The organism is Microbacterium sp. NPDC078428, assembly GCF_044542535.1.
In the GTDB taxonomy this organism is placed as follows: domain Bacteria; phylum Actinomycetota; class Actinomycetes; order Actinomycetales; family Microbacteriaceae; genus Microbacterium; species Microbacterium limosum.
Window position 1 is genome coordinate 22,367 of record NZ_JBITUP010000004.1, and the last position, 22,046, is coordinate 44,412.

Genomic DNA, 22,046 nt, shown 5'->3' on the forward strand with positions numbered 1-22,046 from the left:
CTCGGCGCAGGGTGACGCGCCGGGGCGCGTCGGTGGGCACCGTGTGCGCCGGCGGGGTTCGCCGGCACACGAAGGACGATCCTACGCCGCCGCGCGCCCGATCGCGCGCTGCGGCGCCTCAGCCCCGCAGGGCGCGCAGCGTGAGGGCGGTGCGGATCGCGGCATCCGCGGCCTCGGCGCCCTTGTCCTCCTTCGAGCCGGGCAGGCCCGCCCGATCGATGCCCTGCTGCTCGTCGTCGAGGGTCAGCACCCCGAAGCCCACGGGCTTGCCGGTGTCGATCGCCACGCGGGTGAGGCCGTCCGTGGCGGCGGACGAGACGTACTCGAAGTGCGGCGTGCCGCCCCGGATGATGACGCCGAGCGCTACGACGGCGTCGGCGCCGGCCTCGAGCGCGGCCTTGCAGACGACGGGCAGCTCGAAGGACCCCGGCACGCGCACCACCTGGTGGGCCGCCCCGGCGGCGTCGAGCGCCCGCGTCGCGCCCGCGATGAGACCGTCGGTGATGACGTCGTGCCATTCGCCGGCGACGACGACGACCCTCAGGCCCGCGGCATCCGTGCCCGCGCGTTCGGGGGTCCCCTTGCCGCTCACTGGTCGCTTCCCGTCTTCATCTCGGCGAAGGCCTCGGCCAGGTCGTCTTCGTCGATCACGTGTCCCATGCGGTCTCGCTTCGTCTCCAGGTATTGATGATTGTTGGGTCCCACCCCGACGAGCAGCGGAACCTGCTCGACGATCTCGAGCCCCAGGTCGCGCAGCTGCGACACCTTGTCGGGGTTGTTGGTGAGCAGGCGCACGCGCTCGACGCCGAGGTCGGCGAGGATGCCGGCGGCGGCGGCGTAGTCACGCGCGTCGGCGGGCAGGCCGAGGGCCAGGTTGGCGTCCACCGTGTCGAGGCCGCGCTCCTGCAGGCCGTAGGCCCGCAGCTTGTTGATGAGCCCGATGCCGCGGCCCTCGTGCCCGCGCATGTAGACGACGACGCCTCCGTCGCGCGAGATCGCCTCCAGCGCGGCATCCAGCTGCGGTCCGCACTCGCACTTGAGGGAGCCGAAGGCCTCGCCCGTAAGGCACTCGGAGTGCACGCGGACGAGGGGTGCGCCCTCCAGATCGCCCGCGACGACGGCGAGGTGGTCGGTGCCGGTGGTGCGGTCCTTGTAGGCGAGGAAGCGGAAGACGCCGTGCTCGGTGGGCACGCGGGACTCGGCCCGCAGGCTCACCCGTCGCCGGTGCACGCCGCCCGCGGCCTCCGCGCGGGGCTCGTGCTCCTCGAGATAGGCGATCAGCTGTTCGATCGTGATGACCGGAACCCCGTCGCGCTCGCCGAGCTCGATCAGCCCGGGCAGGCGCATCATGCTGCCGTCCTCCGCGACGACCTCGGCGATGGCGCCGACGGGGGACAGGCCGGCCAGCCGCATGAGCTCGACGGCGGCCTCGGTGTGGCCGCTGCGCTCCCGCACTCCGCCGTCGACGGCGCGCAGGGGAAGGATGTGGCCGGGGCGGATGACGCTCGTGGGGGTGGACCGGGGGTTCGCGAGCACGTTGAGCGTGTGCGCGCGGTCTGAAGCGCTGATGCCCGTCGTGACGCCTTCCGCGGCATCCACGCTCACGGTGTAGGCCGTGCCGCGTGCGTCCTCGTTGCGCTCGACCATCGGGGGGAGGTCGAGCCGGTCGGCGAACTCCGCCGGCATCGGCGCGCAGACGAATCCCGACGACCACCGCACCGTCCACGCCACCCACTCGGGGGTGGCGAGCTCGGCGGAGAGGATGACGTCGCCCTCGTTCTCGCGATTCTCATCGTCGGCGACGAGCACGGGACGACCCGCGCGGAGCGCGTCGAGGGCCTCGTCGATCGTGGACAGGCTCATCTGGAGCCTCCTTCCGTGGCGTCGCCGGCGAAGGCGAGCATCCGCTGGACGTGACGCGCGAGGATGTCGGTCTCCAGGTTGACCGGATCGCCCGGCGAGCGCCGGCCGAGGGTCGTGGCCTCGAGCGTTTCGGGGATGAGGGACACCTCGAACCACGGCGTGGTCTCGGCGGCATCGCTCACGGCGCTGACGGTGAGGGACACCCCGTCGACCGCGATGGAGCCCTTGTCGACGACGAGCGGGGCCAAGTGCGGGGGCATCGCGACCCGGACCACCTGCCAGCGGTCGCCCGGCCGCACGTCGGCGACGACGCCGGTGCCGTCGATGTGCCCCTGCACGACGTGCCCGCCCAGCCGCGCGCCCACGGGCATCGCCCGCTCGATGTTCACCGGTGCGCCCGCCGTCAGGGCGCCGAGCGTCGACATGTCGAGCGTCTGCTGCATCACGTCCGCCGTGAACGTCTGCGCATCCTGGGCGACGACGGTGAGGCAGACGCCGCTGACCGCGATCGAGTCGCCGTGCCGCGCGTCCGCCACCGCGAGAGGGGCCCGCAGCGTGAGCCGCACGCCGTCCCCCGAGGGCTCCAGGCGGGTCACCTCGCCGATCTCCTCGATGATTCCGGTGAACATGTCAGCGTCCTCCTTGGGGCGACGGGTCGGATGCCGGGGCATCCGCGGGAACGGCGGTGAAGAGCACGTCCGCACCGAGCGGGCGGACATCGGTGAAGGCGAAGCGGCGGGCCGCGGCGATGGAGACGACGCCGACGTCGTCGAGGGCCACGCGTGGGCCGCCGAGCAGGATCGGCGAGACGTACACCAGCAGCTCGTCGGCGAGCCCCGCGCGCACGAACGACGCGGCGAGGGTCGGCCCGCCCTCGACGAAGACCCGCTGGATGCCGCGGCGGCGCAGCTGGGAGAGGGCGTCGGCCAGGTCGGTGCCGTCGAGGTGCAGCAGCTCCCGCGGGTGACGCCGCACCGCGGCATCCGCGGGCACGCCGCGGCGCCCGAGCACGACCGGCAGCGGCTGGGTCGGCAGGAGGGAGCCGTCTTCGGCGCGCGCGGTGAGGGCGGGGTCGTCGGCGAGGACCGTGCCGATGCCCGCGACGATGGCGTCCGCGTCGGCGCGGCGGCGGTGCACGTCGCGCCGGGCGTCGGGCCCCGTGATCCACCGGCTGGAGCCGTCGGCGGCGGCGGCGCGGCCGTCGAGGCTCTGCGCCCATTTGATGCTGACGTGCGGCCTGCCCCGGCGCGAGGCGTCCAGCCAGCCGGCGATCATGGTGCGGATCTCGTCGGCGCGCACGCCGGGCTCGACCTCGATGCCGTGGGCGCGCAGGCGCTCGGCGCCTCCGCCCGACACCTCGGCGGGGTCTTCGACGGCGTACACGACGCGGGCGACGCCGGCCTCGATCAGGGCGAGCGCGCAGGGACCCGTGCGCCCGGTGTGGTTGCACGGCTCGAGGGTGACGACCATCGTCGCGCCGCGGGCGGCACCCGGGGCGAGCCGGGAGAGCGCGTCGACCTCGGCGTGGGGAGTGCCGGCGCCGCGGTGCCATCCCTCGGCGAGCACGTCTCCCGTGGGGGAGAGGACGATCGCACCCACCTGCGGATTGATGCCGCGCGGCCCGAGGAGCGCGAGATCGCGGGCGCGGCCCATGGCCTGCCATTCCCTGTCGCTGACGGTCACTTCCGGTCCTTACTTGGCTCCGGGGGCCGTCGACGGTGCGCGACGTCGAGGTGTCACGCGACGACGCGACACCTCCGTGCTGCCTCCCATCCGGACTCGTACGGCAGGTGCCGTACATCACCGTCGGTTCCGGAATTCCACCGGATCGACCTCGGCTCCCGTCGGAACGGGTGCCTCGGCTCGCGGACTCTCACCGCCGGTTCGGATTCTCACCGACCCCGGAGCACGTTGATGCTCTGGAGTCTAGCAACGCGCGCGGGACGGCTTTCCATTCCCGCCCCGCCGCGTCACTTCAGCAGGCGGGAGAGCCGGCGATCGGCGAGCTTCTTGCCGCCGGTCTGACAGGTGGGGCAGTACTCGAGCGAGTTGTCTGCGAAGAAGACGGACTGCACCTCGGTGCCGCACACGGGGCAGGGCTGCCCGCGTCGCGCATGCACCTGCATCCCGCGCCGCTTGGCGTCCTTGAGGTCGGCCGGCGGACGTCCGGTGGCGGTCGCGACGGCCTCGCGGAGGGTCTGCTGCGTCGCCTCGTAGAGCCGGTCGACCTCGTCGTCGTCGAGATTCGCGGCGAGGGCGTACGGCGACATCCGGGCCGCGTGCAGGATCTCGTCGGAGTAGGCGTTGCCGATCCCCGCGACGATCGACTGGTCGCGCAGCACTCCCTTGATCTGCGTGCGCCGGCCGGAGAGGAGGGCGGCGAAGACATCGCGTGTGAAGGCGGGGTCGAGGGGATCGGGCCCCAGGCGGGCGATGCCCGGAACGTCCCCCAGCGACCGGACGACGGAGATCGCGAGCGACTTCTTCGTGCCCGCCTCGGTCAGATCGAACCCCGACCCGTCCGAGAGGACGACGCGGGCGGCGAGCGGCGACTTGCCGGGGCGTACCGGTGTCGCGGGCGCGCTGTCGTGCCAGCGCAGCCAGCCCGCCTTGGCGAGGTGGAACACGAGGTGCAGGGCGTCATCGCCCGGGCCGCGGCATCCGATCGCGATGAACTTGCCGGCTCGGGTGACGCCGGAGAGCTCCGCACCCTCCAGCGACCGGATCGGGGGATCGAACGTCTTCAGCGCGGCGAACTGCAGCACCGTCGCGGTCGTGACGCGCAGGCCGACGATGCGCTCGCGGAGGAAGTCCACGAGGCCCTGCACTTCCGGCATCTCGGGCATGCTTCCATGGTGGCACGGGGTATCGACCCAGGGGTCGACGGGGCGGTCTGCCGACAACACTCCGGTGACAGTGCGCGCCGGCGCCTGCCGGGGGCCTGTTCCGCCCGCTCGGCGGCGATCCTTCCGGAATGTTGTCCGGTTCGACGCGTCGCGGGCTCGGTGCGGAGGGGCGGGTGTCCGAGTGGCGAGCCTCAGCGGCGGCGCAGCAGGCCCATGCGGTCGTAGACCGTGCCGAGCGTCTCCATCGCCACGGTCTCGGCGCGCCCGGCGTTGGCGGCCAGCACGCGGTCGAGCTCCGCGGGGTCGTCGAGCAGCTCGAGGGCGCGGTTGCGAACGGGCTCGAACTCCGAGACGACGACGTCGGCCAGGCCCTTCTTGAAGTCTCCGTAGCCCCGGCCGGCGTATTCGTCCTCGATCGAGGGGATCTGCCGACCGGTGAGGGCGGCGTAGATGACGAGCAGGTTCGACACGCCGGGCTTTTTCTCGCGGTCGTACCGCACGCTGCCCTCGCTGTCGGTGACGGCGCGCATGACCTTCTTGGCGCTCTTGGACGGCTCGTCGAGCAGCCACAGCACGCCCGCGTCGGTCTCCGCCGATTTCGACATCTTCGCCACGGGGTTCTGCAGGTCGTAGATGCGCGCCGACTCCTGCTGGATCATCGGCATCGGCACCCGGAACGTCTCGCCGTAGCGCGCGTTGAAGCGCTCCGCGATGTCTCGCGTCAGCTCGATGTGCTGCTTCTGGTCGTCACCGACGGGGACCACGGCGGTCTGGTAGAGCAGGATGTCGGCGGCCATCAGCACGGGGTAGGTGAACAGGCCCACGGATGTCGCGTCCTGGCCGTAGCGCGACGACTTGTCCTTGAACTGGGTCATGCGGCCGGCCTCGCCGAAGCCCGTCAGCGTGCCGAGGATCCACGCCAGCTCGGCGTGCGCGGGCACGTGCGACTGCACGTAGAGCGTGGACTTCGCGGGCTCGATCCCGGCGGCGATGTACTGCGCCGCCGTGCGGCGGGTCTTCTCCCGCAGCTCGGAGGGGTCGTTGGGCTGCGTCAGCGCGTGCAGGTCGACGACCGAGAAGAACGCGTCGTACGACTCCTGCAGATCGCGCCACTGCATGAGCGCTCCGATGTAGTTGCCGATCTGCAGGGAGTCGGCGGAGGGCTGCATTCCGGAGTACAGGCGCGCTTTGCTCACCCGATCGATCATAGGCGTCCGGCCCTGCGCCGCCCGCGCCCAGCCGCCGTGCGGTGCCCCGTCGCGCGGGGGTCAGCCGCCGATCCGATAGTCGGCCACGACCGGCGCGTGGTCGCTCCACCGGGTGTCCCACGACGGCGCCCGGACCACGCGGTAGTCCTCCACGCGGCTCGCCAGCTCGGGGGTGGCCAGGTGGTAGTCGATGCGCCAGCCGGTGTCGTTGTCGAACGCCTTGCCGCGGTTGGACCACCACGTGTACGGGCCGTCGACGTCGCCGTGGAATCGGCGACCCACGTCGACCCACCCGAGCCCCGGTCCCGACGTCCCGTCGACGCAGCTGACGATCTCCCCCTCCGCGCCGAGGAAACGGTCGAAGTACGCGCGCTCCCGCGGGAGGAAGCCCGCCTTCGTGACGTTGCCCCGCCAGTTGCGGATGTCGAGCTCGCGGTGGCCGACGTTGAGGTCTCCCGTGATGAGCGAGAGCGGTGCCGATTCGCGCAGCCGCGGCATCCGTTCCTCCATGGCGTCGAGGAAGGCCCACTTCTGCTCCTGGCGCGGTGTGTCGGCCTCGCCCGTGTGCACATAGGCGCTCACGACCGTGAGGGTCTCGCCCCCGAGCTCGATGTCGGCCTCGATCCAGCGGCCGGCGGTGTCGAGGCTCTCGTCGGCGAACTCCGTGCGCACCCGCGCGACGGGCTCGCGGGTCGCCACGGCGACGCCGGCGCGCCCCTTGGCGAGAGCCTCGTCGCCGACGAGGTGCCATCCGGGCAGGGATGCCGCGAGGTGGTCGGCCGACGCGCGCACCTCCTGCAGCGTCATGACCTCGACCCCGGCGTCGTCGAGCCAGGCGAGCATGCCCTTGCGGGTCGCGGCCCGGATTCCGTTGACGTTGACGGAGGCGATGCGGACGGTGCGGGGCATGATTCCACCCTATGCGCGGCCGGCGACACCCCCTCGCCGGCGGCGAACGGTCGCGGCACTCAGAAGTCGAAGACCCCGCCCGTGCGCACGGGCGGGGGCGGCGTCTCCCGGATGCGCGCGAGATCCTCCTCCGCCCGGCCCTCCCGCCTCGCGGCGGCCCACGACCGGTACCAGGGCGCGGCCTCGCGGGCGGCGCGCGCCTCGCGCAGCCGCACCTCGGCGGCCAGCAGCAGGGCGTCGTGCTCGGCGCGGGCGCGCTCTTGCGCGGTCTGCTCGGCGATCTCGAGATCGCGGTCGGATGCCGCGACGGCGATCCACGCGCCGGCCACGAGGATGACGATGCTGTTCAGGCGGAACCACAGCAGGAACCCGATGAGCACGGCGAAGGTCGCCAGCAGGGGGTTGGAGGGGGTGTAGCTCAGCAGCAGGCCGGCGCCCACCTGCAGGACGACGATCGCCCCGCCGCCCAGGAGCGACCCGGGCCAGATGCGCGCCCACGGCAGGGCCGCCCCGGTGAGGAAGCGGAACATCGCCGCCAGCGCGGCGCCGTTGATGGCGAAGGACACCAGCAGCGAGGCGATGCGCGCGAGCACGTTCGACAGCGCGCTGAGGTCTTCGAGGCCGAAGAGCGCGAACAGCAGCCCGAGCGCCCACGTCGCGATGCTCCCGATGACCGCGCCGACCAGCAGGGCGACACCGAAGACCAGTGCGGCGAGCAGGTCCCGCGCCTTCAGGAGCACATAGGACCGGGTGTCGAACGGGAGACCGAAGATGTCGCGCACGGCCCGCCGGGCGAAGGTGATGAAGCCGATCGCTGTCCACACGACGATGACGAGTGCGATCGCGCCGGTGATGCCGAGGGTGCTGGCGCTGTTCGTCGCGACGGCCTCGACCTGCTCGGGCGTGACGAGACCCTGCTCGCTGATGAGGTTCGGGATGTAGTCGTTGATGACCGAGATCAGGCCCTCGATCGCCGTCCGGCTGGCGCCGAGCCACAGCCCGACGGTCGCGAAGGCGAGGTAGATGACGCCGAAGATGGCGAACAGCGCCTGATAGCTCACGCCGGCCGCGAGGAGGAACCCGTTGTGCCGCAGGAAGTGCCGCCACACCCGGATGGGGAACCACGCCAGCGTCCGGCGCGTGATGCGGGTGGCCGCCTCGACGGGCTCCTCGAGCCGGGTGCGCAGCGAATCCTGCGCGCTCTCCCACCTCGCACGCCACTGCGTCGCCCCGTCGTCCTCGGCGGACGCGTCAGGGCTCGGGCGATCGGTCACCGCTCCAGGCTAGCGACGCCCCCGTCATCCGTCCGTCTCATCGTCGTGGGGCGGGAGAAGAGCGTGGGCATCGGCGCGGGGGCGACCAGCACCGAATCGGGACGCCGGTCGGCGAGGCCGGGAAATCCCGCCGCCGCGACGAAAGAATCCTCCAAGTGCAGCAGCCTGCCCCGCAGCGGCTGCCAGGCCGGATGGGTGTTGCGCGCGTAGATCGTGCGTCCGCGGCGCGAGTCGTGGAAGCCCCACCGGGAGGTGAGCCATCGCGCTTCGGGGGAGTCGTCGGGCTCCTCGGTCGCGGCGACCCGGAAGGCCGTCCGGGCTCCGCTCCAGTGCCGTGTCGCGGTGAACTCCCACGCGCTCTCCGAGCGCTGCAGACGCGTGCGCGACCACACGTACGGCAGCCCGAACAGGGCTCGTGCAGCCAGGACCGACACGAGCCGCGACGCGTCGAGCGACCGGAACACCACGCCGCGGCGCCCCGCGGCATCGATCGAGTACAGGCGCACGTTGATCTCGACGAAGGTGCCCCAGACGGGCACCGCGGGCAGCGGCAGGAACCGGTGGTCGGCGAGGGTGAAGCCGATGAGCCCCACCCACGTGGCCCCGTCGACGACGTCGGGGCGCACGCCCGCCGGCATCATGGGCGCGACGCGCTCGGGGTCCGCACGCCAGTGGAGGAACACCAGGTCGCTCCAGACCTGACCCACGACGGCCCGTCCCGGAAGGGGCGGGCCGTCGTGCGGGTGGGCGGGCATCAGCCGCGCAGGACCGCCTGCTTGACCTCGGCGATCGCCTTGGTCACCTGGATGCCGCGGGGGCAGGCCTCGGAGCAGTTGAAGGTCGTGCGGCAGCGCCACACGCCCTCCTTGTCGTTGAGGATGTCGAGACGAACGTCGCCCGCGTCGTCGCGCGAGTCGAAGATGAACCGGTGCGCGTTGACGATCGCCGCCGGGCCGAAGTACTGCCCGTCGGTCCAGAACACGGGGCACGAGGACGTGCACGCGGCGCACAGGATGCACTTGGTGGTGTCATCGAAGATCTCGCGGTTGGCGATCGACTGCACGCGCTCCTTGCCGGGCTCCGGCGCGGAGTTGGAGATGAGGAACGGCTGCACCTCGCGGTAGGAGGCGAAGAACGGCTCCATGTCGACGATCAGGTCCTTCTCCAGCGGCAGGCCCTTGATCGCCTCGACATAGATGGGCTGCGAGATGTCGAGGTCCTTGATGAGCGTCTTGCACGCCAGGCGGTTGCGGCCGTTGATGCGCATCGCGTCGGACCCGCAGATACCGTGGGCGCACGAGCGGCGGAATGACAGCGACCCGTCGACCTCCCACTTGATCTTGTGCAGCGCGTCGAGCACTCGATCGGTGGAGTACATCTCGACGTCGTAGTCGACCCAGCGCGGCTCCTCGTCGACCTCGGGGTCGAAGCGGCGCACGATGAAGGTGACGAGGAACGACTGGATGCCGGTGTCGGCCGTGACCTCGGGCTCGGCCGGTGCCTCAGCGGAGTCGACGATCGCCTGGGACATCAGTACTTCCTCTCCAACGGCGGGTAACGCAACTCGCCGGCTTCGTTCTTCGTGAAGACGACGGGCTTCCAGTCCAGCCGGATGTGGTCGTCCGCCTTCGACGAGTGCGGGTCGCCGCTCAGGTAGGCCATCGTGTGCTTCATGTAGCCCTCGTCGTCGCGCGCCGGGAAGTCGTCGCGCATGTGCCCGCCGCGGCTCTCCTTGCGGTTGCGGGCGGTGACGACGACGACCTCGGCGATGTCGAGGAGGAAGCCGAGCTCGACGGCCTCGAGCAGGTCGGTGTTGAACCGCTTGCCCTTGTCGTCGACGTGGATGTTCCGGTAGCGCTCGCGCAGCTCCTCGATGACGCCGAGCACGTGCGTGAGCGACTCCTCGGTGCGGAACACCTGGGCGCCCTTGTCCATCTCGTCCTGCAGCTTCTTGCGCAGCACGGCGATGCGCTCGGTGCCGGTGCCGGCGCGCAGGCCCTCGATCATGTCGTGCACGGCGCCCGCGGGGTTCTCGGGCAGCGGCACGAAGTCGGCCGTCTTGACGTATTCGACCGCGTTGCGGCCGGCGCGCTTGCCGAAGACGTTGATGTCGAGCAGCGAGTTGGTGCCGAGGCGGTTCGATCCGTGCACCGACACGCACGCGCACTCGCCGGCCGCATACAGCCCCGGGACGACGGTCTCGTTGTCGGCGAGCACCTCGGCGGCGACGTTGGTGGGGATGCCACCCATCGCGTAGTGCGCGGTGGGCATGACGGGAACGGGCTCGACGACGGGGTCGACCCCCAGGTAGGTGCGGGCGAACTCCGTGATGTCGGGGAGCTTCGTCTCGAGCACCTCGGCGCCCAGGTGCGTGCAGTCCAGCAGCACGTAGTCGCGGTGCGGGCCGGCGCCGCGGCCTTCGGCGACCTCCTGCTGCATGCATCGGCTGACGATGTCGCGGGGCGCGAGGTCCTTGATGGTGGGGGCGTAACGCTCCATGAAGCGCTCGCCCGAGACGTTGCGCAGGATCGCGCCCTCGCCGCGGGCGCCCTCGGTGAGCAGGATGCCGAGGCCCGCGAGCCCGGTGGGGTGGAACTGGAAGAACTCCATGTCCTCGAGCGGCAGGCCCTTGCGCCACACGATGCCGACGCCGTCGCCGGTGAGCGTGTGGGCGTTCGAGGTCGTCTTGTAGATCTTGCCGAAGCCGCCCGTGGCGAAGATCACGGCCTTGGAGTGGAAGACGTGCAGCTCGCCGGACGCGAGATCGTAGGCGACGACGCCGGCGACCTGCGTCTTGCCCGCGGCATCCTTCGTCGTGATGAGGTCGAGGACGTAGAACTCGTTGAAGAAGTTGATGCCGAGCTTGACGCAGTTCTGGAACAGCGTCTGCAGGATCATGTGGCCGGTGCGGTCGGCGGCGTAGCACGCGCGGCGCACGGGCGACTTCCCGTGGTCGGCGGTGTGGCCGCCGAAGCGGCGCTGGTCGATCTTGCCCTCGGGGGTGCGGTTGAAGGGCAGGCCCATGTTCTCGAGGTCGATGACCGCGTCGATGGCCTCCTTCGCGAGGATCTCGGCCGCGTCCTGGTCGACGAGGTAGTCGCCGCCCTTGACGGTGTCGAAGGTGTGCCACTCCCACGAGTCCTCTTCGACGTTCGCCAGGGCCGCCGCCATTCCGCCCTGCGCCGCGCCGGTGTGGGAGCGCGTGGGGTACAGCTTGGAGATCACCGCGGTCTTCGCGTGCGGGCCCGCCTCGATCGCGGCGCGCATGCCGGCGCCGCCGGCGCCGACGATGACGATGTCGAACTGGTGGTGGTGCACGCCGGTCGGCGCGGTCCCGGTCGGGGCTGGGGTCGTCACGGTCTTGATTGCCTCTTCGTTGATCGTCGGGCGGTCGGTGTCAGGCTGCGGCCCGGCACTGCTCCCACAGGGTGCTGTCGGGGGTCACGCCGATGCAGGGGTCGAAGGTGAAGACGACCAGCGTGCCGAGGATGATGAGGAACGCCGCGGAGAGCCCGATCGCCCAGACGAGGACCTTCCGCGCGGTCGGGTTGGTGACGTAGTCGTTCGTGATCGTCCGCATGCCGTTGGCGCCGTGGATGAGGGCGAGCCAGAGCATCAGCACGTCCCACCACTGCCAGAACGGATTGGCGAGCTTTCCGGCCACGAAGCCGAAGTCGATGCCGCTGATGCCCTCGCCGAGCATGAGGTTCACGAAGAGGTGCCCGAAGATCAGCACGATCAGCACGACGCCCGAGGCGCGCATGTAGATCCAGCCCCACTTCTCCAGGTTGACGCCGCGGCGGCGCGGGGCGACGGGGCGGGGGGAGCGGGGCGCGGCGAGCGCGTCGGCGGTGGTCATCAGTGGCCCTCTCCCGTGAAGACGTTGATGAGGTGGCGCGGTGTGAAGGCCGCCATGGTCACGGCCCAGACCCCGAGCACGCCCCAGAACAGCTGACGCTGATACTTCGCGCCCTTCGACCAGAAGTCGACGAGGATGATCCGCAGGCCGTTGAAGGCGTGGTAGGCGATCGCCCCGACGAGGACGACCTCGCCGAGCCCCATGATCGGGTTCTTGTAGCTGCTCATGACCGCGTCGTAGGCCTCGGGGGAGACGCGGATGAGCGCGGTGTCGAGCACGTGCACGAGAAGGAAGAAGAAGATCGCCACACCGGTGATGCGGTGCAGCACCCACGACCACATTCCCTCACGACCGCGGTACAGAGTGCCCGCGGGTCGTTTGGACGTGGTCTCCGATACCGTCGGTGCCAAGCGGGTGGCTGAAGACACGATCGTCCTCCCTGATCGATGCGAGGTGCCACGCGCGAGCGCCGGACGGCGCGGGCGCCCCGCCATCCTATGTCGGCGGGCCCGCCGGATGGCGATTAGGCCCGCCTAACTCTCTCGACATCGAGATACCTTCGCCCACTGTGGGTGCCGCCCCCGATCGCTACGCTGGCTGCATGGCTCACCCACTCGACGACTTCTATGCCGTGATCCCCGCGGGGGGAGTGGGCAGCAGGCTCTGGCCCCTCTCGCGCGCCGACGCCCCCAAGTTCCTCCACGACCTGACGGGCTCCGGTCAGACCCTTCTGCGCGACACATGGGATCGCCTCGCGCCGCTGTCGGGCGAGCACCGCATCGCCGTCGTCACGGGGCGTGCGCACCGCGCCGCCGTCGAGCGGGAGCTGCCGGACATCGCCGACAGGAACGTCTTCCTCGAGTCCGAACCGCGCGACTCCGCCGCCGCCATCGGGCTCGCCGCCGCGATCCTCGTCGCCCGCGAGCCCGACGTCATCATCGGCTCGTTCGCCGCCGACCACGTGATCCGCGGCACCCGCACGTTCGAGTTCGCCGTCCAGCAGGCCGTCGAGGTCGCACGCGCCGGCTACATCTGCACGATCGGCATCCAGCCGACCGAGGCATCCGTGGGCTTCGGCTACATCAAGAAGTCGGGTGAGCTCGATGTCGACGGCGCCCCCGAGGCGGCGACCGTCGAGCGATTCGTGGAGAAGCCCGACCTGGAGACCGCGCGCTCCTACTTCGCGGACCGTTCCTACCTGTGGAACGCGGGCATGTTCATCTCCCGCGCCGACGTGCTGCTCGACGAGCTCGCGCGCAACCAGCCGGAGCTGCACGCGGGGCTCATCGAGCTGGCCGAGGCGTGGGACGACCGCGAGCGCCGCGGGCCCGTGGTCGACCGCGTCTGGCCGCGGCTGACGAAGATCGCGATCGACTACGCCGTCGCGGAGCCGGCCGCCGAGCGCGGTCGCCTCGCCGTCATCCCGGGCCACTTCGACTGGGACGACGTCGGCGACTTCGCGAGCCTCGCCAAGCTCAACTCCCACGGGCGCAACGAGCTGGCGATCCTCGGCCAGAACGCCCGCGTGCTCTCGGACGCCTCCAGCGGCATCCTCGTCTCGCAGACTTCGCGCGTCATCAGCCTGATCGGCGTGCAGGACATCGTCGTGGTCGACACGGAGGACGCGCTCCTGGTCACCACGAGCGAGCACGCGCAGCGCGTGAAGGGCGTCGTGGACGCGCTCAAGCTGACCGGGCGGGGCGACGTGCTCTGAGCGCCCTCGATCGCGCCTCCGTCGCCGCGGACCGGCGATACTGCGTCCTGCGTGGCGCGGAATCGCGTCTTTTATAACCATTGGGTTTCGCGGGGCCGATCCGGCGGGAACGAAGCGCAACATTGGGTAACGTTTCGTCGGCAGATCCCGGATCGGTCGGGGTCTCACGAGTCTTTATGGAGGACACAGTGAGGATCACCAAGAAGGCCGCGTTCAGCGGTCTGGCACTGGTTTCCGCCGCCGCGCTGCTCGCCGGCTGTGGTTCGGCGCCGGAGGAGACCGGCGACGGCGACGGCGGCGAGGCGCTGGACTACCTGCCCTGCATGGTGTCGGACTTCGGCGGCTTCGACGACAAGTCCTTCAACCAGCTCGGCTTCGAGGGCATGGTCGCGGCGGCCGAGGAGCTCGGCGTCGAGTACACGGAGGTCGAGTCGCAGGCCGAGACCGACTACAACGCGAACCTGCAGAACCTCGTCGACCAGGGCTGCAACACGATCGTGACGGTCGGGTTCGCGCTCGCGCCCGCCGCGCTCGAGTCCGCGCTGGCGAACCCCGATGTCGAGTACGTCTCGATCGACGACACGGTCGACCAGGACTTCGACGGCACAACCGACGCCGAGAACATCAAGCCGCTCATCTTCGACACCGCCCAGGCCGCGTTCCTCGCGGGCTACCTGTCGGCGGGTGTGTCGCAGACGGGCGTGGTGGGCACCTTCGGCGGCCAGAACTTCCCGACCGTCTCGGTGTTCATGGACGGCTTCGCGCAGGGCGTGGACTACTACAACGAGGAGATGGGCGCCGACGTCCAGGTCGTCGGCTGGGACCGCGAGGCGCAGGACGGCTCGTTCACCGGCGGGTTCGAGGCCAACGACACCGCGCGCCAGATCGCGCAGGGCCTGATCGACCAGAACGCCGACATCATCCTCCCCGTCGGCGGACCGATCTACCAGTCGGCCGCCGCCGCCATCCGCGACTCGGGTCGTGAGATCGCCCTCATCGGCGTCGACGCCGACGTGTACGAGACCGACCCCTCGGTCGGCGACCTGCTGCTGACCTCGGTGCTCAAGGGCATCGACGTCGCGGTGCACGAGGCGATCGTGGAGGCCGGCAACGGCAACTTCGACCCGGCCCCGTTCGTCGGCACGCTCGAGAACGAGGGCGTGGGAATCGCCTCGTTCCACGACTGGGAGGACCGGGTTCCCGCGGAGCTCGCCACCAAGATCGAGGAGCTGCAGGCCGCGATCATCGCCGGCGAGATCGCCGTCGAGTCGTACCTGGCCGAGTAAGCACGGCACCTTCGAGGGGAGGTCGGCGCGAGCCGGCCTCCCCTTCTTCTTGGACCGGATCCCTCGCCGGATCCACCCCACCCACAACTAGGATCGGGAGCATGAAGCTCGAACTTCGCGGGATTACGAAGACGTTCGGGTCTCTGGTGGCGAACGACCACATCGACCTCACCGTCGGGGCCGGTGAGATCCACTGCCTCCTCGGCGAGAACGGGGCGGGCAAGTCGACGCTGATGAACGTCCTCTACGGGCTGTATCAGGCGGATGCCGGAGAGATCCTCCTCGACGACGAGGTGCAGCACTTCGCGGGCCCCGGCGACGCGATGCGCGCGGGCATCGGCATGGTCCACCAGCACTTCATGCTGATCCCCGTCTTCACGGTCGCCGAGAACGTCATGCTCGGCCACGAGCAGACCCGGTTCGGCGGACGACTCGACCTCGCCGCCGCCCGCGCGAAGGTGCGCGAGATCTCCGATCGCTTCGGATTCGACGTCGACCCCGACGCCCTCGTCGACGATCTCCCCGTCGGCGTCCAGCAGCGGGTCGAGATCATCAAGGCGCTCTCGCGCGACGCGCGGGTTCTCGTCTTCGACGAGCCGACCGCGGTGCTCACGCCCCAGGAGACCGACGAGCTCATGGCGATCATGCGCCAGCTGAAGCAGTCCGGCACCTCCATCGTCTTCATCACGCACAAGCTCCGCGAGGTGCGGGAGGTGGCGGACCGCATCACCGTCATCCGCCTCGGCAAGGTCGTGGGGGAGGCATCCCCCACCGCGTCCAACGCCGAGCTGGCCTCGCTGATGGTCGGGCGCGCCGTCGAGCTCACCGTGCACAAGGACGCCCCCCGGCTCGGCGAGCCCGCGCTCGCCGTCGAGGACCTCTCCGTGATCGACCCGACCGGGCACGTCGTGGTCAACCGCGTCAGCTTCCAGGTGCGCGCCGGCGAGATCCTCGCCGTGGCGGGCGTGCAGGGCAACGGCCAGACCGAGCTCACGGAGGCCCTCGTCGGCCTGCAGCCCCACGTGCGGGGCTCCGTCGTCCTCGACGGCAAGCAGCTGGTCGGTGCGAGCGTGCGCCGCGTGCTCGACGCCGGCGTCGGCTTCGTCCCCGAGGACCGCAAGGAGGACGGCCTCGTGGGGGAGTTCTCCGTCACCGAGAACCTCATGCTCGACCGCTCCGACGGCGAGCCGTTCGTGAAGGCGGGAGTGCTCCAGCTTTCCGTGCTGTCGGAGTTCGCCCGCGAGAAGGTCGAGGAGTTCGACGTGCGGACGCCCTCCATCGACACCAAGGTGGGTCGCCTCTCCGGCGGCAACCAGCAGAAGGTCGTCCTGGCCCGCGAGCTCAGCCGCGAGCTGCGGCTGCTCGTCGCCGCCCAGCCGACCCGCGGCGTCGACGTCGGCTCGATCGAGTTCATCCACAAGCGCATCGTGGCGACGCGGGATGCCGGGGTTCCCGTCGTCGTCGTCTCGACCGAGCTCGACGAGGTGACGGCGCTCGCCGACCGGATCATGGTCATGTACCGGGGCCGTGTCGTGGGCATCGTCCCGGGCGACACGCCCCGCGACGTGCTGGGACTGATGATGGCGGGCGAAGCCCCGAATCTCGAGGGAGCCGCGGCATGAGCCAGACCGTCACCCCGCCGGCGCAGACGCCGCCGGCGGAGGAGCCCTCGCGCTGGCATCGCGCGCTGCAGGAGATCACGACCGGCAACGCCATCATCTCGGTGCTCGCCGTCGTGATGGCCCTCGTCGTCGGCGCGGTCATGATCGCCTTCACCGACGAGGGCGTGCAGCAGGCGGCGGGGTACTTCTTCGCTCGGCCGGGTGACACGCTCGTGGCGGTCTGGGAGGCCGTGGCCGGAGCCTACTCCGCCTTCTTCCAGGGCGCGGTGTACAACTTCCGCCGCCCCGAGTTCGCCGCCGGCATCCGGCCGCTCACCGAGACGCTCACCTTCGCGACGCCGCTCATCGCGGCCGGGCTCGGTGTCGCCCTCGCCTTCCGTGTCGGCATGTTCAACATCGGCGGACGCGGGCAGATGCTCATGGCCGCCGCGGCCGCCGGATACGTCGGCTTCGCGTTCGAGCTGCCCTTCGGCATCCACATGCTGGTCGCGCTGCTGGCAGGCGTCGCCGCCGGTGCGCTGTGGGCGGGGATCGCCGGTCTGCTGAAGGCACGCACCGGCGCGCACGAGGTGATCGTGACGATCATGCTCAACTACGTCGCGCTGTACCTCATCACGTGGATGCTGCGCACCCCGGGCCTGCTGCAGGCCCCGGGGACGAACAACCCCACGACGCCGGCGATGCGCGACACCGCCGTCTTCCCGGAACTGCTCGGACCGCAGTACAACCTGCACCTCGGGTTCCTCTTCGCGATCGCCTCGGTCGTGCTGGTGTGGTGGATCCTCGATCGCTCGGCCCTGGGCTTCCGCTTCCGCGCCGTGGGGGAGAACCCCAGCGCCGCGCGGGTGGCGGGCATCAACGTCAAGGCGATGTACGTCTACGCGATGCTCATCTCCGGCGCCCTCGTCGGGCTGGCCGGCACGAGCCAGGTGCTCGGCACCGTCACGACGGGCTTCTCGAGCGGCATCGACGCCGGCATCGGCTTCGACGCGATCACCGTCGCGCTCCTCGGGCGCTCGAGCCCGTGGGGAGTGCTGGCCGCCGGCATCCTCTTCGGCGCGTTCAAGGCGGGAGGCTTCTCGATGCAGGCTGCGGAGGGCGTTCCCATCGACATCGTGCTCGTGGTGCAGTCGCTCATCGTCCTCTTCATCGCCGCGCCGCCGCTCGTGCGCGCGGTCTTCCGCCTGCCCGCACCCGGCAGCGCTCCGCGCCGGCAACGTCCGATCGTCAGCAAGAAGGGGGTGGCCCAGTGAGCACCGTCGCCGAGCGTCCCGATGGCGCACTCGCTCCCGCCCGGCTCGACACGACCGTCGTCGTCAGCTGGAAGGCGCCCATCGCCTTCGCGGCGATCACGGTCCTCGCCGCGCTGCTGTTCGTGCTCGCGCCGCACGACGGCGAAGCGATCTTCCGCATCTCGGCGGCGGGCGACGCCGTGCAGCTGCCCGAGGTCGTCCTGGCATCGGGCATCACGACGGCGGTCTGCCTCGTGCTGCTGGTGTCGGTGACGATCGCGTCGGCGCTTCTCGTGCGTGCACGGCGCCGCGTGCCGATCTGGTTCGCGATCGTCTTCGCGGTGGTGTTCATGACGGCCTTCCTCACGTGGGCGGCCGCCGGGGCATCCATCCACGTCATCCCCCTCGCGGGCCTGCTCGCGGGGGCCCTGAGCCTGTCGGTGCCGCTCATCTTCGGCGCCCTGTGCGGCGTCATCAGCGAGCGCGTCGGCGTCGTGAACATCGCGATCGAGGGTCAGCTGCTGGCGGGGGCGTTCACGTCGGCGGTCGTCGCGACCGCGACGGGCCAGCCCCTGCTCGGGCTCGCCGCCGCCGCGGTGGCGGGCGTGCTCGTGAGCTTCGTGCTCGCGGCCTTCTCCATCGTGTACTTCGTCGACCAGGTGATCGTCGGCGTCGTGCTCAACGTGCTCGTCGTCGGGCTGACGAGCTTCTTCTTCTCTCAGCTGCTCGCGCCCAACGCCGCGACGCTGAACTCGCCGCCGCGCTTCGAGCGCATCAACATCCCGTTCCTGGCGGACATCCCCCTGATCGGGCCCATGTTCTTCCGGCAGACGATCATCGTGTACCTCATGTACGCGGCCGTCGTGCTGGTATACATCGGCCTGTTCCACACCAAGTGGGGCCTGCGTCTGCGGTCGGTGGGCGAGCACCCGCAGGCGGCGGACACGGTCGGCATCAACGTCGCGCGTACCCGGTTCTGGAACGTCTCGCTCGGCGGCGCGATCGCGGGCCTGGGCGGCGCCTTCTTCACGCTCGGCTCGGTCGGCGCGTTCAACAAGGAGATGACCGCCGGCGCGGGGTTCATCGCGCTCGCCGCCGTGATCTTCGGGCAGTGGGACCCGATCAAGGCGACGCTCGCGGCGCTGCTGTTCGGCTTCGCCTCCAACCTGCAGAACACGCTCGGCGTGATCGGCTCGCCCGTGCCGAGCGAGTTCATGCTCATGCTGCCGTACGTCGTGACGATCTTCGCCGTCGCGGGCCTCGTGGGTCGCGCCCGCGGACCCGCCGCAGCGGGCAGGCCGTATATCAAGGGATGACATGACCGATATCGATTGGGACGAGCTGCGCCACGTCGCCACCGAGGCGATGCGCCGGGCGTACGTGCCGTACTCGCGCTTCCCCGTGGGCGCCGCCGCGCTCGTGACCGATGGCCGCATCGTGGCCGGCTGCAACGTCGAGAACGCTTCCTACGGCGTCACGCTCTGCGCCGAGTGCGGCCTCGTGTCGGAGCTGGCGATGTCGGGCGGGGGGCAGCTCGTCGCCTTCGTGTGCGTGGACGGCGACGGCCGGACCCTCATGCCGTGCGGGCGGTGCCGCCAGCTGCTCTACGAACACGCGCTTCCCGGCATGCTCCTGGAGACCGTCTCCGGCATCCGCACGATCGACGAGGTCCTCCCCGACGCCTTCGGCCCGCGCAACCTCGACGAGGCGGGCCGGCCGTGAGCGGGGCGGATGCCGCGGCATCCGGCATAGAGCCCTTCGACGCCGTCGACGTCATCCGCCGCAAGCGCGACGGCGGCGCGGTCGCGGACGACGCGCTGCGCTGGATGGTCGACGCGTTCACGCGCGGCTACGTCTCGGACGCCCAGATGGCCGCGTTCGCGATGGCCGTGCTGCTGAACGGGATGACGCGGGAGGAGATCCGGGTCATGACGGACGCGATGATCGCCTCCGGCGAGCGGATGAGCTTCGCGCGGCTCGGCAAGCGCACGGTCGACAAGCACTCGACGGGCGGGGTGGGCGACAAGATCACCCTGCCGCTGGCGCCGCTGGTGGCCTCGTTCGGAGTTGCGGTCCCCCAGCTCTCGGGCCGCGGTCTCGGTCACACGGGCGGCACGCTGGACAAGCTCGAGGCGATCCCGGGATGGCGCGCGGCGCTGTCGAACGTCGAGATGTTCGAGCAGCTGCAGGGCGTCGGCGCCGTCATCTGCGCGGCCGGCTCCGGGCTCGCCCCCGCAGACAAGCGCCTCTACGCGCTGCGCGACGTGACCGGCACCGTCGAGGCGATCCCGCTCATCGCGTCGAGCATCATGTCGAAGAAGATCGCGGAGGGGACCGACGCGCTCGTGCTCGACGTGAAGTTCGGCTCCGGCGCCTTCATGAAGGACATCGGTCGGGCGCGCGAGCTCGCACGGACGATGGTCGCCCTGGGGACCGACTCGGGGGTTGCGACCACCGCGCTGCTGACCGACATGAACACGCCCCTCGGGCGGGCGATCGGCAACGCCAATGAGGTGCGCGAGTCGGTGGAGGTGCTCGCAGGGGGAGGACCGGCCGATGTCGTCGAGCTCACCGTCGCCCTCGCGCGCGAGATGCTCGCGCTCGCGGGTCGCCCGGACGCCGACGTCGAGGCCGCCCTCGCCGACGGGCGCGCCATGGACGCGTGGCGCGGGATGATCGCGGCGCAGGGCGGCGACCCGGATGCGGCGCTCCCCGCGCCGCGCGAGACGCACGTCGTCAGGGCGGCCGCCGACGGGATCGTCGACCGGATGGAGGCGCTGCCGTTCGGGATCGCCGCGTGGCGCCTGGGCGCCGGACGTGCGCGCGCGGAGGACGCCGTGGTGCACGCCGCCGGGATCGACCTGCACAAGAAACCCGGCGACGCGGTGCGCGCCGGCGAGCCCGTCTTCACGCTCTCCGCCGACGACCCGGCGCGGTTCGCGCGGGCGCTGGACGCGCTGGACGGAGCGTGGAGCGTCGGCGAGACGGCCCCGGCATCCGCCCCGCTCGTCGTCGAGCGCATCACGGCCTGACCCCCCACGACCCCTCCAGAAGGCGAGACCCCCATGATCCTCGACGCCCACGGCGACTACACCATCGACGGCGTCTCGGTGCGCTCGCTGCCGAAGGTGAGCCTGCACGACCACCTCGACGGGGCGCTGCGTCCCGCGACCGTCATCGAGCTGGCCGATGAGGCGGGTATCGACCTGCCCGAGACGGATGCCGCGTCCCTCGCCGACTGGTTCGCCGAGCGCAGCGATTCGGGCTCGCTCGTCGAGTACCTGAAGACCTTCGACATCACGACCTCCGTGATGCAGACCGCGGAAGGGCTCCGCCGCGTCGCGCGCGAGTTCGTGGAGGATCTCGCCGCGGACGGCGTCGTGTACGGCGAGGTGCGGTGGGCGCCCGAGCAGCACCTCGCGGGCGGGCTGACGCTCGACGAGGCCGTCGAGGCCGTGCAGGCGGGGATCGAGGATGGCGAGGACTCGATCGACGCCGACGGCGGCAGCATCCGCGTGGGTCAGCTGATCACGGCGATGCGCCACACCGACCGCTCGCTGGAGATCGCCGAGCTCGCCGTGCGCCACCGCGACGGCGGTGCCGTCGGGTTCGACATCGCGGGCCCCGAGGACGGCTTCCCCCCGTCGCGCCACCGCGCCGCCTTCAACTACCTCGCGACGCAGTTCTTCCCCGTGACGGTGCACGCCGGGGAGGCGGCGGGCCTGGACTCGATCCGATCGGCGCTCATCGACGGTCGTGCCCTGCGCCTCGGGCACGGCGTGCGCCTCGCGTCCGACCTCGATGTCGTCTCGCGCTCGGGCGATGAGGTGCTGGTGACCTTCGGCGACCTCTCCCGCTGGGTGCGCGACCGGGAGATCACCCTCGAGCTCTCGCCCTCCTCCAACCTGCAGACCGGGGCGATCGAGGCGTGGGGCGAGGAGCTCGCCGACCACCCGTTCGACCTGCTGTACCAACTCGGCTTCTCCGTGACGGTCAACGTCGACAACCGTCTGCAGAGCGGCACGTCCTTGACGAAGGAGCTCGCCCTGCTCGCCCGCGCCTTCGACTACGACCTGGAGGACCTGCAGGCGTTCCAGCTCAATGCGGCGGCGGGGGCGTTCCTCACGGTGGAGGAGCGGGAGGAGCTCATCGAGCTGATCGCCGAGGGCTTCGACCTGTAGCGTCTCGCGCGCCGAGCGCACCGCGAGACACCATACGTGCGCCGAGACACCG

Annotated in this window: 21 protein-coding genes; 8 read left to right on the plus strand and 13 right to left on the minus strand. The window is 70.9% G+C overall.

Annotation, left to right across the window (positions count from 1 at the left end; translation table 11 throughout):
- Positions 1-118: 118 nt before the first annotated feature.
- From ribH to sdhC, 13 genes are all read right to left on the minus strand, one after another.
- Positions 119-592 carry a 6,7-dimethyl-8-ribityllumazine synthase gene (ribH, locus tag ACIGCK_RS08580; protein ID WP_396665355.1) on the minus strand — a complete coding sequence of 158 codons (474 nt, stop codon included), beginning with the start codon at positions 590-592 and terminating at the stop codon, positions 119-121.
- Positions 589-1,863: a GTP cyclohydrolase II gene (ribA, locus tag ACIGCK_RS08585; RefSeq protein ID WP_396665357.1), complete on the minus strand. Its 1,275-nt coding sequence runs from the start codon at positions 1,861-1,863 to the stop codon at positions 589-591. The genes ribH and ribA overlap by 4 nt, the downstream gene beginning before the upstream one ends.
- Positions 1,860-2,492 (minus strand): riboflavin synthase, encoded by a 633-nt coding sequence (locus ACIGCK_RS08590; protein WP_396665359.1) that lies wholly within the window; start codon positions 2,490-2,492, stop codon positions 1,860-1,862. Before ACIGCK_RS08590 ends, ribA begins: the two co-directional genes overlap by 4 nt.
- Position 2,493: 1 nt before the next feature.
- Positions 2,494-3,546, minus strand: coding sequence for a bifunctional diaminohydroxyphosphoribosylaminopyrimidine deaminase/5-amino-6-(5-phosphoribosylamino)uracil reductase RibD (gene ribD, locus ACIGCK_RS08595; RefSeq protein WP_396665360.1), 1,053 nt, complete (start codon positions 3,544-3,546; stop codon positions 2,494-2,496).
- A 287-nt stretch (positions 3,547-3,833) separates the two neighbouring features.
- Positions 3,834-4,709: an Fpg/Nei family DNA glycosylase gene (locus ACIGCK_RS08600; RefSeq protein ID WP_396665362.1), complete on the minus strand. Its 876-nt coding sequence runs from the start codon at positions 4,707-4,709 to the stop codon at positions 3,834-3,836.
- 191 nt (positions 4,710-4,900) lie between these two features.
- Entirely contained in the window at positions 4,901-5,917 is a 1,017-nt protein-coding gene (trpS, locus tag ACIGCK_RS08605; protein ID WP_396665364.1) for a tryptophan--tRNA ligase, read from the minus strand.
- 60 nt (positions 5,918-5,977) lie between these two features.
- Positions 5,978-6,826 (minus strand): exodeoxyribonuclease III, encoded by an 849-nt coding sequence (locus ACIGCK_RS08610; RefSeq protein WP_396665366.1) that lies wholly within the window; start codon positions 6,824-6,826, stop codon positions 5,978-5,980.
- 59 nt (positions 6,827-6,885) lie between these two features.
- Positions 6,886-8,100, minus strand: a complete 1,215-nt coding sequence (locus ACIGCK_RS08615; protein WP_396665368.1) for a YihY/virulence factor BrkB family protein — start codon at positions 8,098-8,100, stop codon at positions 6,886-6,888.
- Positions 8,097-8,855, minus strand: a complete 759-nt coding sequence (locus tag ACIGCK_RS08620) for a YqjF family protein (protein ID WP_396665370.1) — start codon at positions 8,853-8,855, stop codon at positions 8,097-8,099. The genes ACIGCK_RS08615 and ACIGCK_RS08620 overlap by 4 nt, the downstream gene beginning before the upstream one ends.
- Entirely contained in the window at positions 8,855-9,631 is a 777-nt protein-coding gene (locus tag ACIGCK_RS08625) for a succinate dehydrogenase iron-sulfur subunit (protein WP_396665372.1), read from the minus strand. The genes ACIGCK_RS08620 and ACIGCK_RS08625 overlap by 1 nt, the downstream gene beginning before the upstream one ends.
- Positions 9,631-11,457 (minus strand): succinate dehydrogenase flavoprotein subunit, encoded by a 1,827-nt coding sequence (gene sdhA, locus ACIGCK_RS08630; RefSeq protein ID WP_396665374.1) that lies wholly within the window; start codon positions 11,455-11,457, stop codon positions 9,631-9,633. Before sdhA ends, ACIGCK_RS08625 begins: the two co-directional genes overlap by 1 nt.
- Positions 11,458-11,497: 40 nt before the next feature.
- The gene (locus ACIGCK_RS08635) at positions 11,498-11,959 is read right to left on the minus strand and encodes a succinate dehydrogenase hydrophobic membrane anchor subunit (protein WP_396665375.1); all 462 of its coding nucleotides are present in this window, start codon (positions 11,957-11,959) and stop codon (positions 11,498-11,500) included.
- Entirely contained in the window at positions 11,959-12,387 is a 429-nt protein-coding gene (gene sdhC, locus ACIGCK_RS08640; protein WP_396665377.1) for a succinate dehydrogenase, cytochrome b556 subunit, read from the minus strand. The genes ACIGCK_RS08635 and sdhC overlap by 1 nt, the downstream gene beginning before the upstream one ends.
- Before the next feature lie 173 nt (positions 12,388-12,560).
- On the opposite strand from sdhC, the gene ACIGCK_RS08645 reads away from it, so the two are divergent.
- The 8 genes from ACIGCK_RS08645 to ACIGCK_RS08680 all read left to right on the plus strand — a co-directional run bounded on the left by ACIGCK_RS08645 (position 12,561) and on the right by ACIGCK_RS08680 (position 21,994).
- The gene (locus ACIGCK_RS08645) at positions 12,561-13,673 is read left to right on the plus strand and encodes a mannose-1-phosphate guanylyltransferase (RefSeq protein WP_396665379.1); all 1,113 of its coding nucleotides are present in this window, start codon (positions 12,561-12,563) and stop codon (positions 13,671-13,673) included.
- Positions 13,674-13,849: 176 nt separating this feature from the next.
- A complete protein-coding gene (locus ACIGCK_RS08650; protein WP_396665381.1) occupies positions 13,850-14,959 on the plus strand; it encodes a BMP family protein in 1,110 nt (369 codons plus the stop codon).
- A gap of 101 nt (positions 14,960-15,060) precedes the next feature.
- Positions 15,061-16,581, plus strand: a complete 1,521-nt coding sequence (locus ACIGCK_RS08655; protein WP_396665382.1) for an ABC transporter ATP-binding protein — start codon at positions 15,061-15,063, stop codon at positions 16,579-16,581.
- Complete coding sequence (locus ACIGCK_RS08660) at positions 16,578-17,834, plus strand: ABC transporter permease (protein ID WP_396665384.1); 1,257 nt, start codon at positions 16,578-16,580, stop codon at positions 17,832-17,834. Before ACIGCK_RS08655 ends, ACIGCK_RS08660 begins: the two co-directional genes overlap by 4 nt.
- Positions 17,831-19,129 carry an ABC transporter permease gene (locus tag ACIGCK_RS08665; RefSeq protein ID WP_396665385.1) on the plus strand — a complete coding sequence of 433 codons (1,299 nt, stop codon included), beginning with the start codon at positions 17,831-17,833 and terminating at the stop codon, positions 19,127-19,129. Before ACIGCK_RS08660 ends, ACIGCK_RS08665 begins: the two co-directional genes overlap by 4 nt.
- A 1-nt stretch (position 19,130) precedes the next feature.
- Positions 19,131-19,535 (plus strand): cytidine deaminase, encoded by a 405-nt coding sequence (locus ACIGCK_RS08670; protein WP_396665387.1) that lies wholly within the window; start codon positions 19,131-19,133, stop codon positions 19,533-19,535.
- Positions 19,532-20,845, plus strand: a complete 1,314-nt coding sequence (locus ACIGCK_RS08675) for a thymidine phosphorylase (protein WP_396665388.1) — start codon at positions 19,532-19,534, stop codon at positions 20,843-20,845. The genes ACIGCK_RS08670 and ACIGCK_RS08675 overlap by 4 nt, the downstream gene beginning before the upstream one ends.
- Before the next feature lie 33 nt (positions 20,846-20,878).
- Positions 20,879-21,994, plus strand: coding sequence for an adenosine deaminase (locus ACIGCK_RS08680; protein WP_396665390.1), 1,116 nt, complete (start codon positions 20,879-20,881; stop codon positions 21,992-21,994).
- Positions 21,995-22,046: the final 52 nt, after the last annotated feature.

Bases quoted from the DNA above. Each gene is read 5' to 3' on its own strand.
- ribA (WP_396665357.1), bottom strand. From the start codon at position 1,863: ATGAGCCTGTCCACGATCGACGAGGCCCTCGACGCGCTCCGCGCGGGT.
- ACIGCK_RS08590 (WP_396665359.1), bottom strand. From the start codon at position 2,492: ATGTTCACCGGAATCATCGAGGAGATCGGCGAGGTGACCCGCCTGGAG.
- ACIGCK_RS08600 (WP_396665362.1), bottom strand. From the start codon at position 4,709: ATGCCCGAGATGCCGGAAGTGCAGGGCCTCGTGGACTTCCTCCGCGAG.
- trpS (WP_396665364.1), bottom strand. From the start codon at position 5,917: ATGATCGATCGGGTGAGCAAAGCGCGCCTGTACTCCGGAATGCAGCCC.
- ACIGCK_RS08610 (WP_396665366.1), bottom strand. From the start codon at position 6,826: ATGCCCCGCACCGTCCGCATCGCCTCCGTCAACGTCAACGGAATCCGG.
- ACIGCK_RS08620 (WP_396665370.1), bottom strand. From the start codon at position 8,855: ATGCCCGCCCACCCGCACGACGGCCCGCCCCTTCCGGGACGGGCCGTC.
- ACIGCK_RS08625 (WP_396665372.1), bottom strand. From the start codon at position 9,631: ATGTCCCAGGCGATCGTCGACTCCGCTGAGGCACCGGCCGAGCCCGAG.
- ACIGCK_RS08635 (WP_396665375.1), bottom strand. From the start codon at position 11,959: ATGACCACCGCCGACGCGCTCGCCGCGCCCCGCTCCCCCCGCCCCGTC.
- ACIGCK_RS08645 (WP_396665379.1), top strand. From the start codon at position 12,561: ATGGCTCACCCACTCGACGACTTCTATGCCGTGATCCCCGCGGGGGGA.
- ACIGCK_RS08650 (WP_396665381.1), top strand. From the start codon at position 13,850: ATGGAGGACACAGTGAGGATCACCAAGAAGGCCGCGTTCAGCGGTCTG.
- ACIGCK_RS08655 (WP_396665382.1), top strand. From the start codon at position 15,061: ATGAAGCTCGAACTTCGCGGGATTACGAAGACGTTCGGGTCTCTGGTG.
- ACIGCK_RS08660 (WP_396665384.1), top strand. From the start codon at position 16,578: ATGAGCCAGACCGTCACCCCGCCGGCGCAGACGCCGCCGGCGGAGGAG.
- ACIGCK_RS08670 (WP_396665387.1), top strand. From the start codon at position 19,131: ATGACCGATATCGATTGGGACGAGCTGCGCCACGTCGCCACCGAGGCG.
- ACIGCK_RS08680 (WP_396665390.1), top strand. From the start codon at position 20,879: ATGATCCTCGACGCCCACGGCGACTACACCATCGACGGCGTCTCGGTG.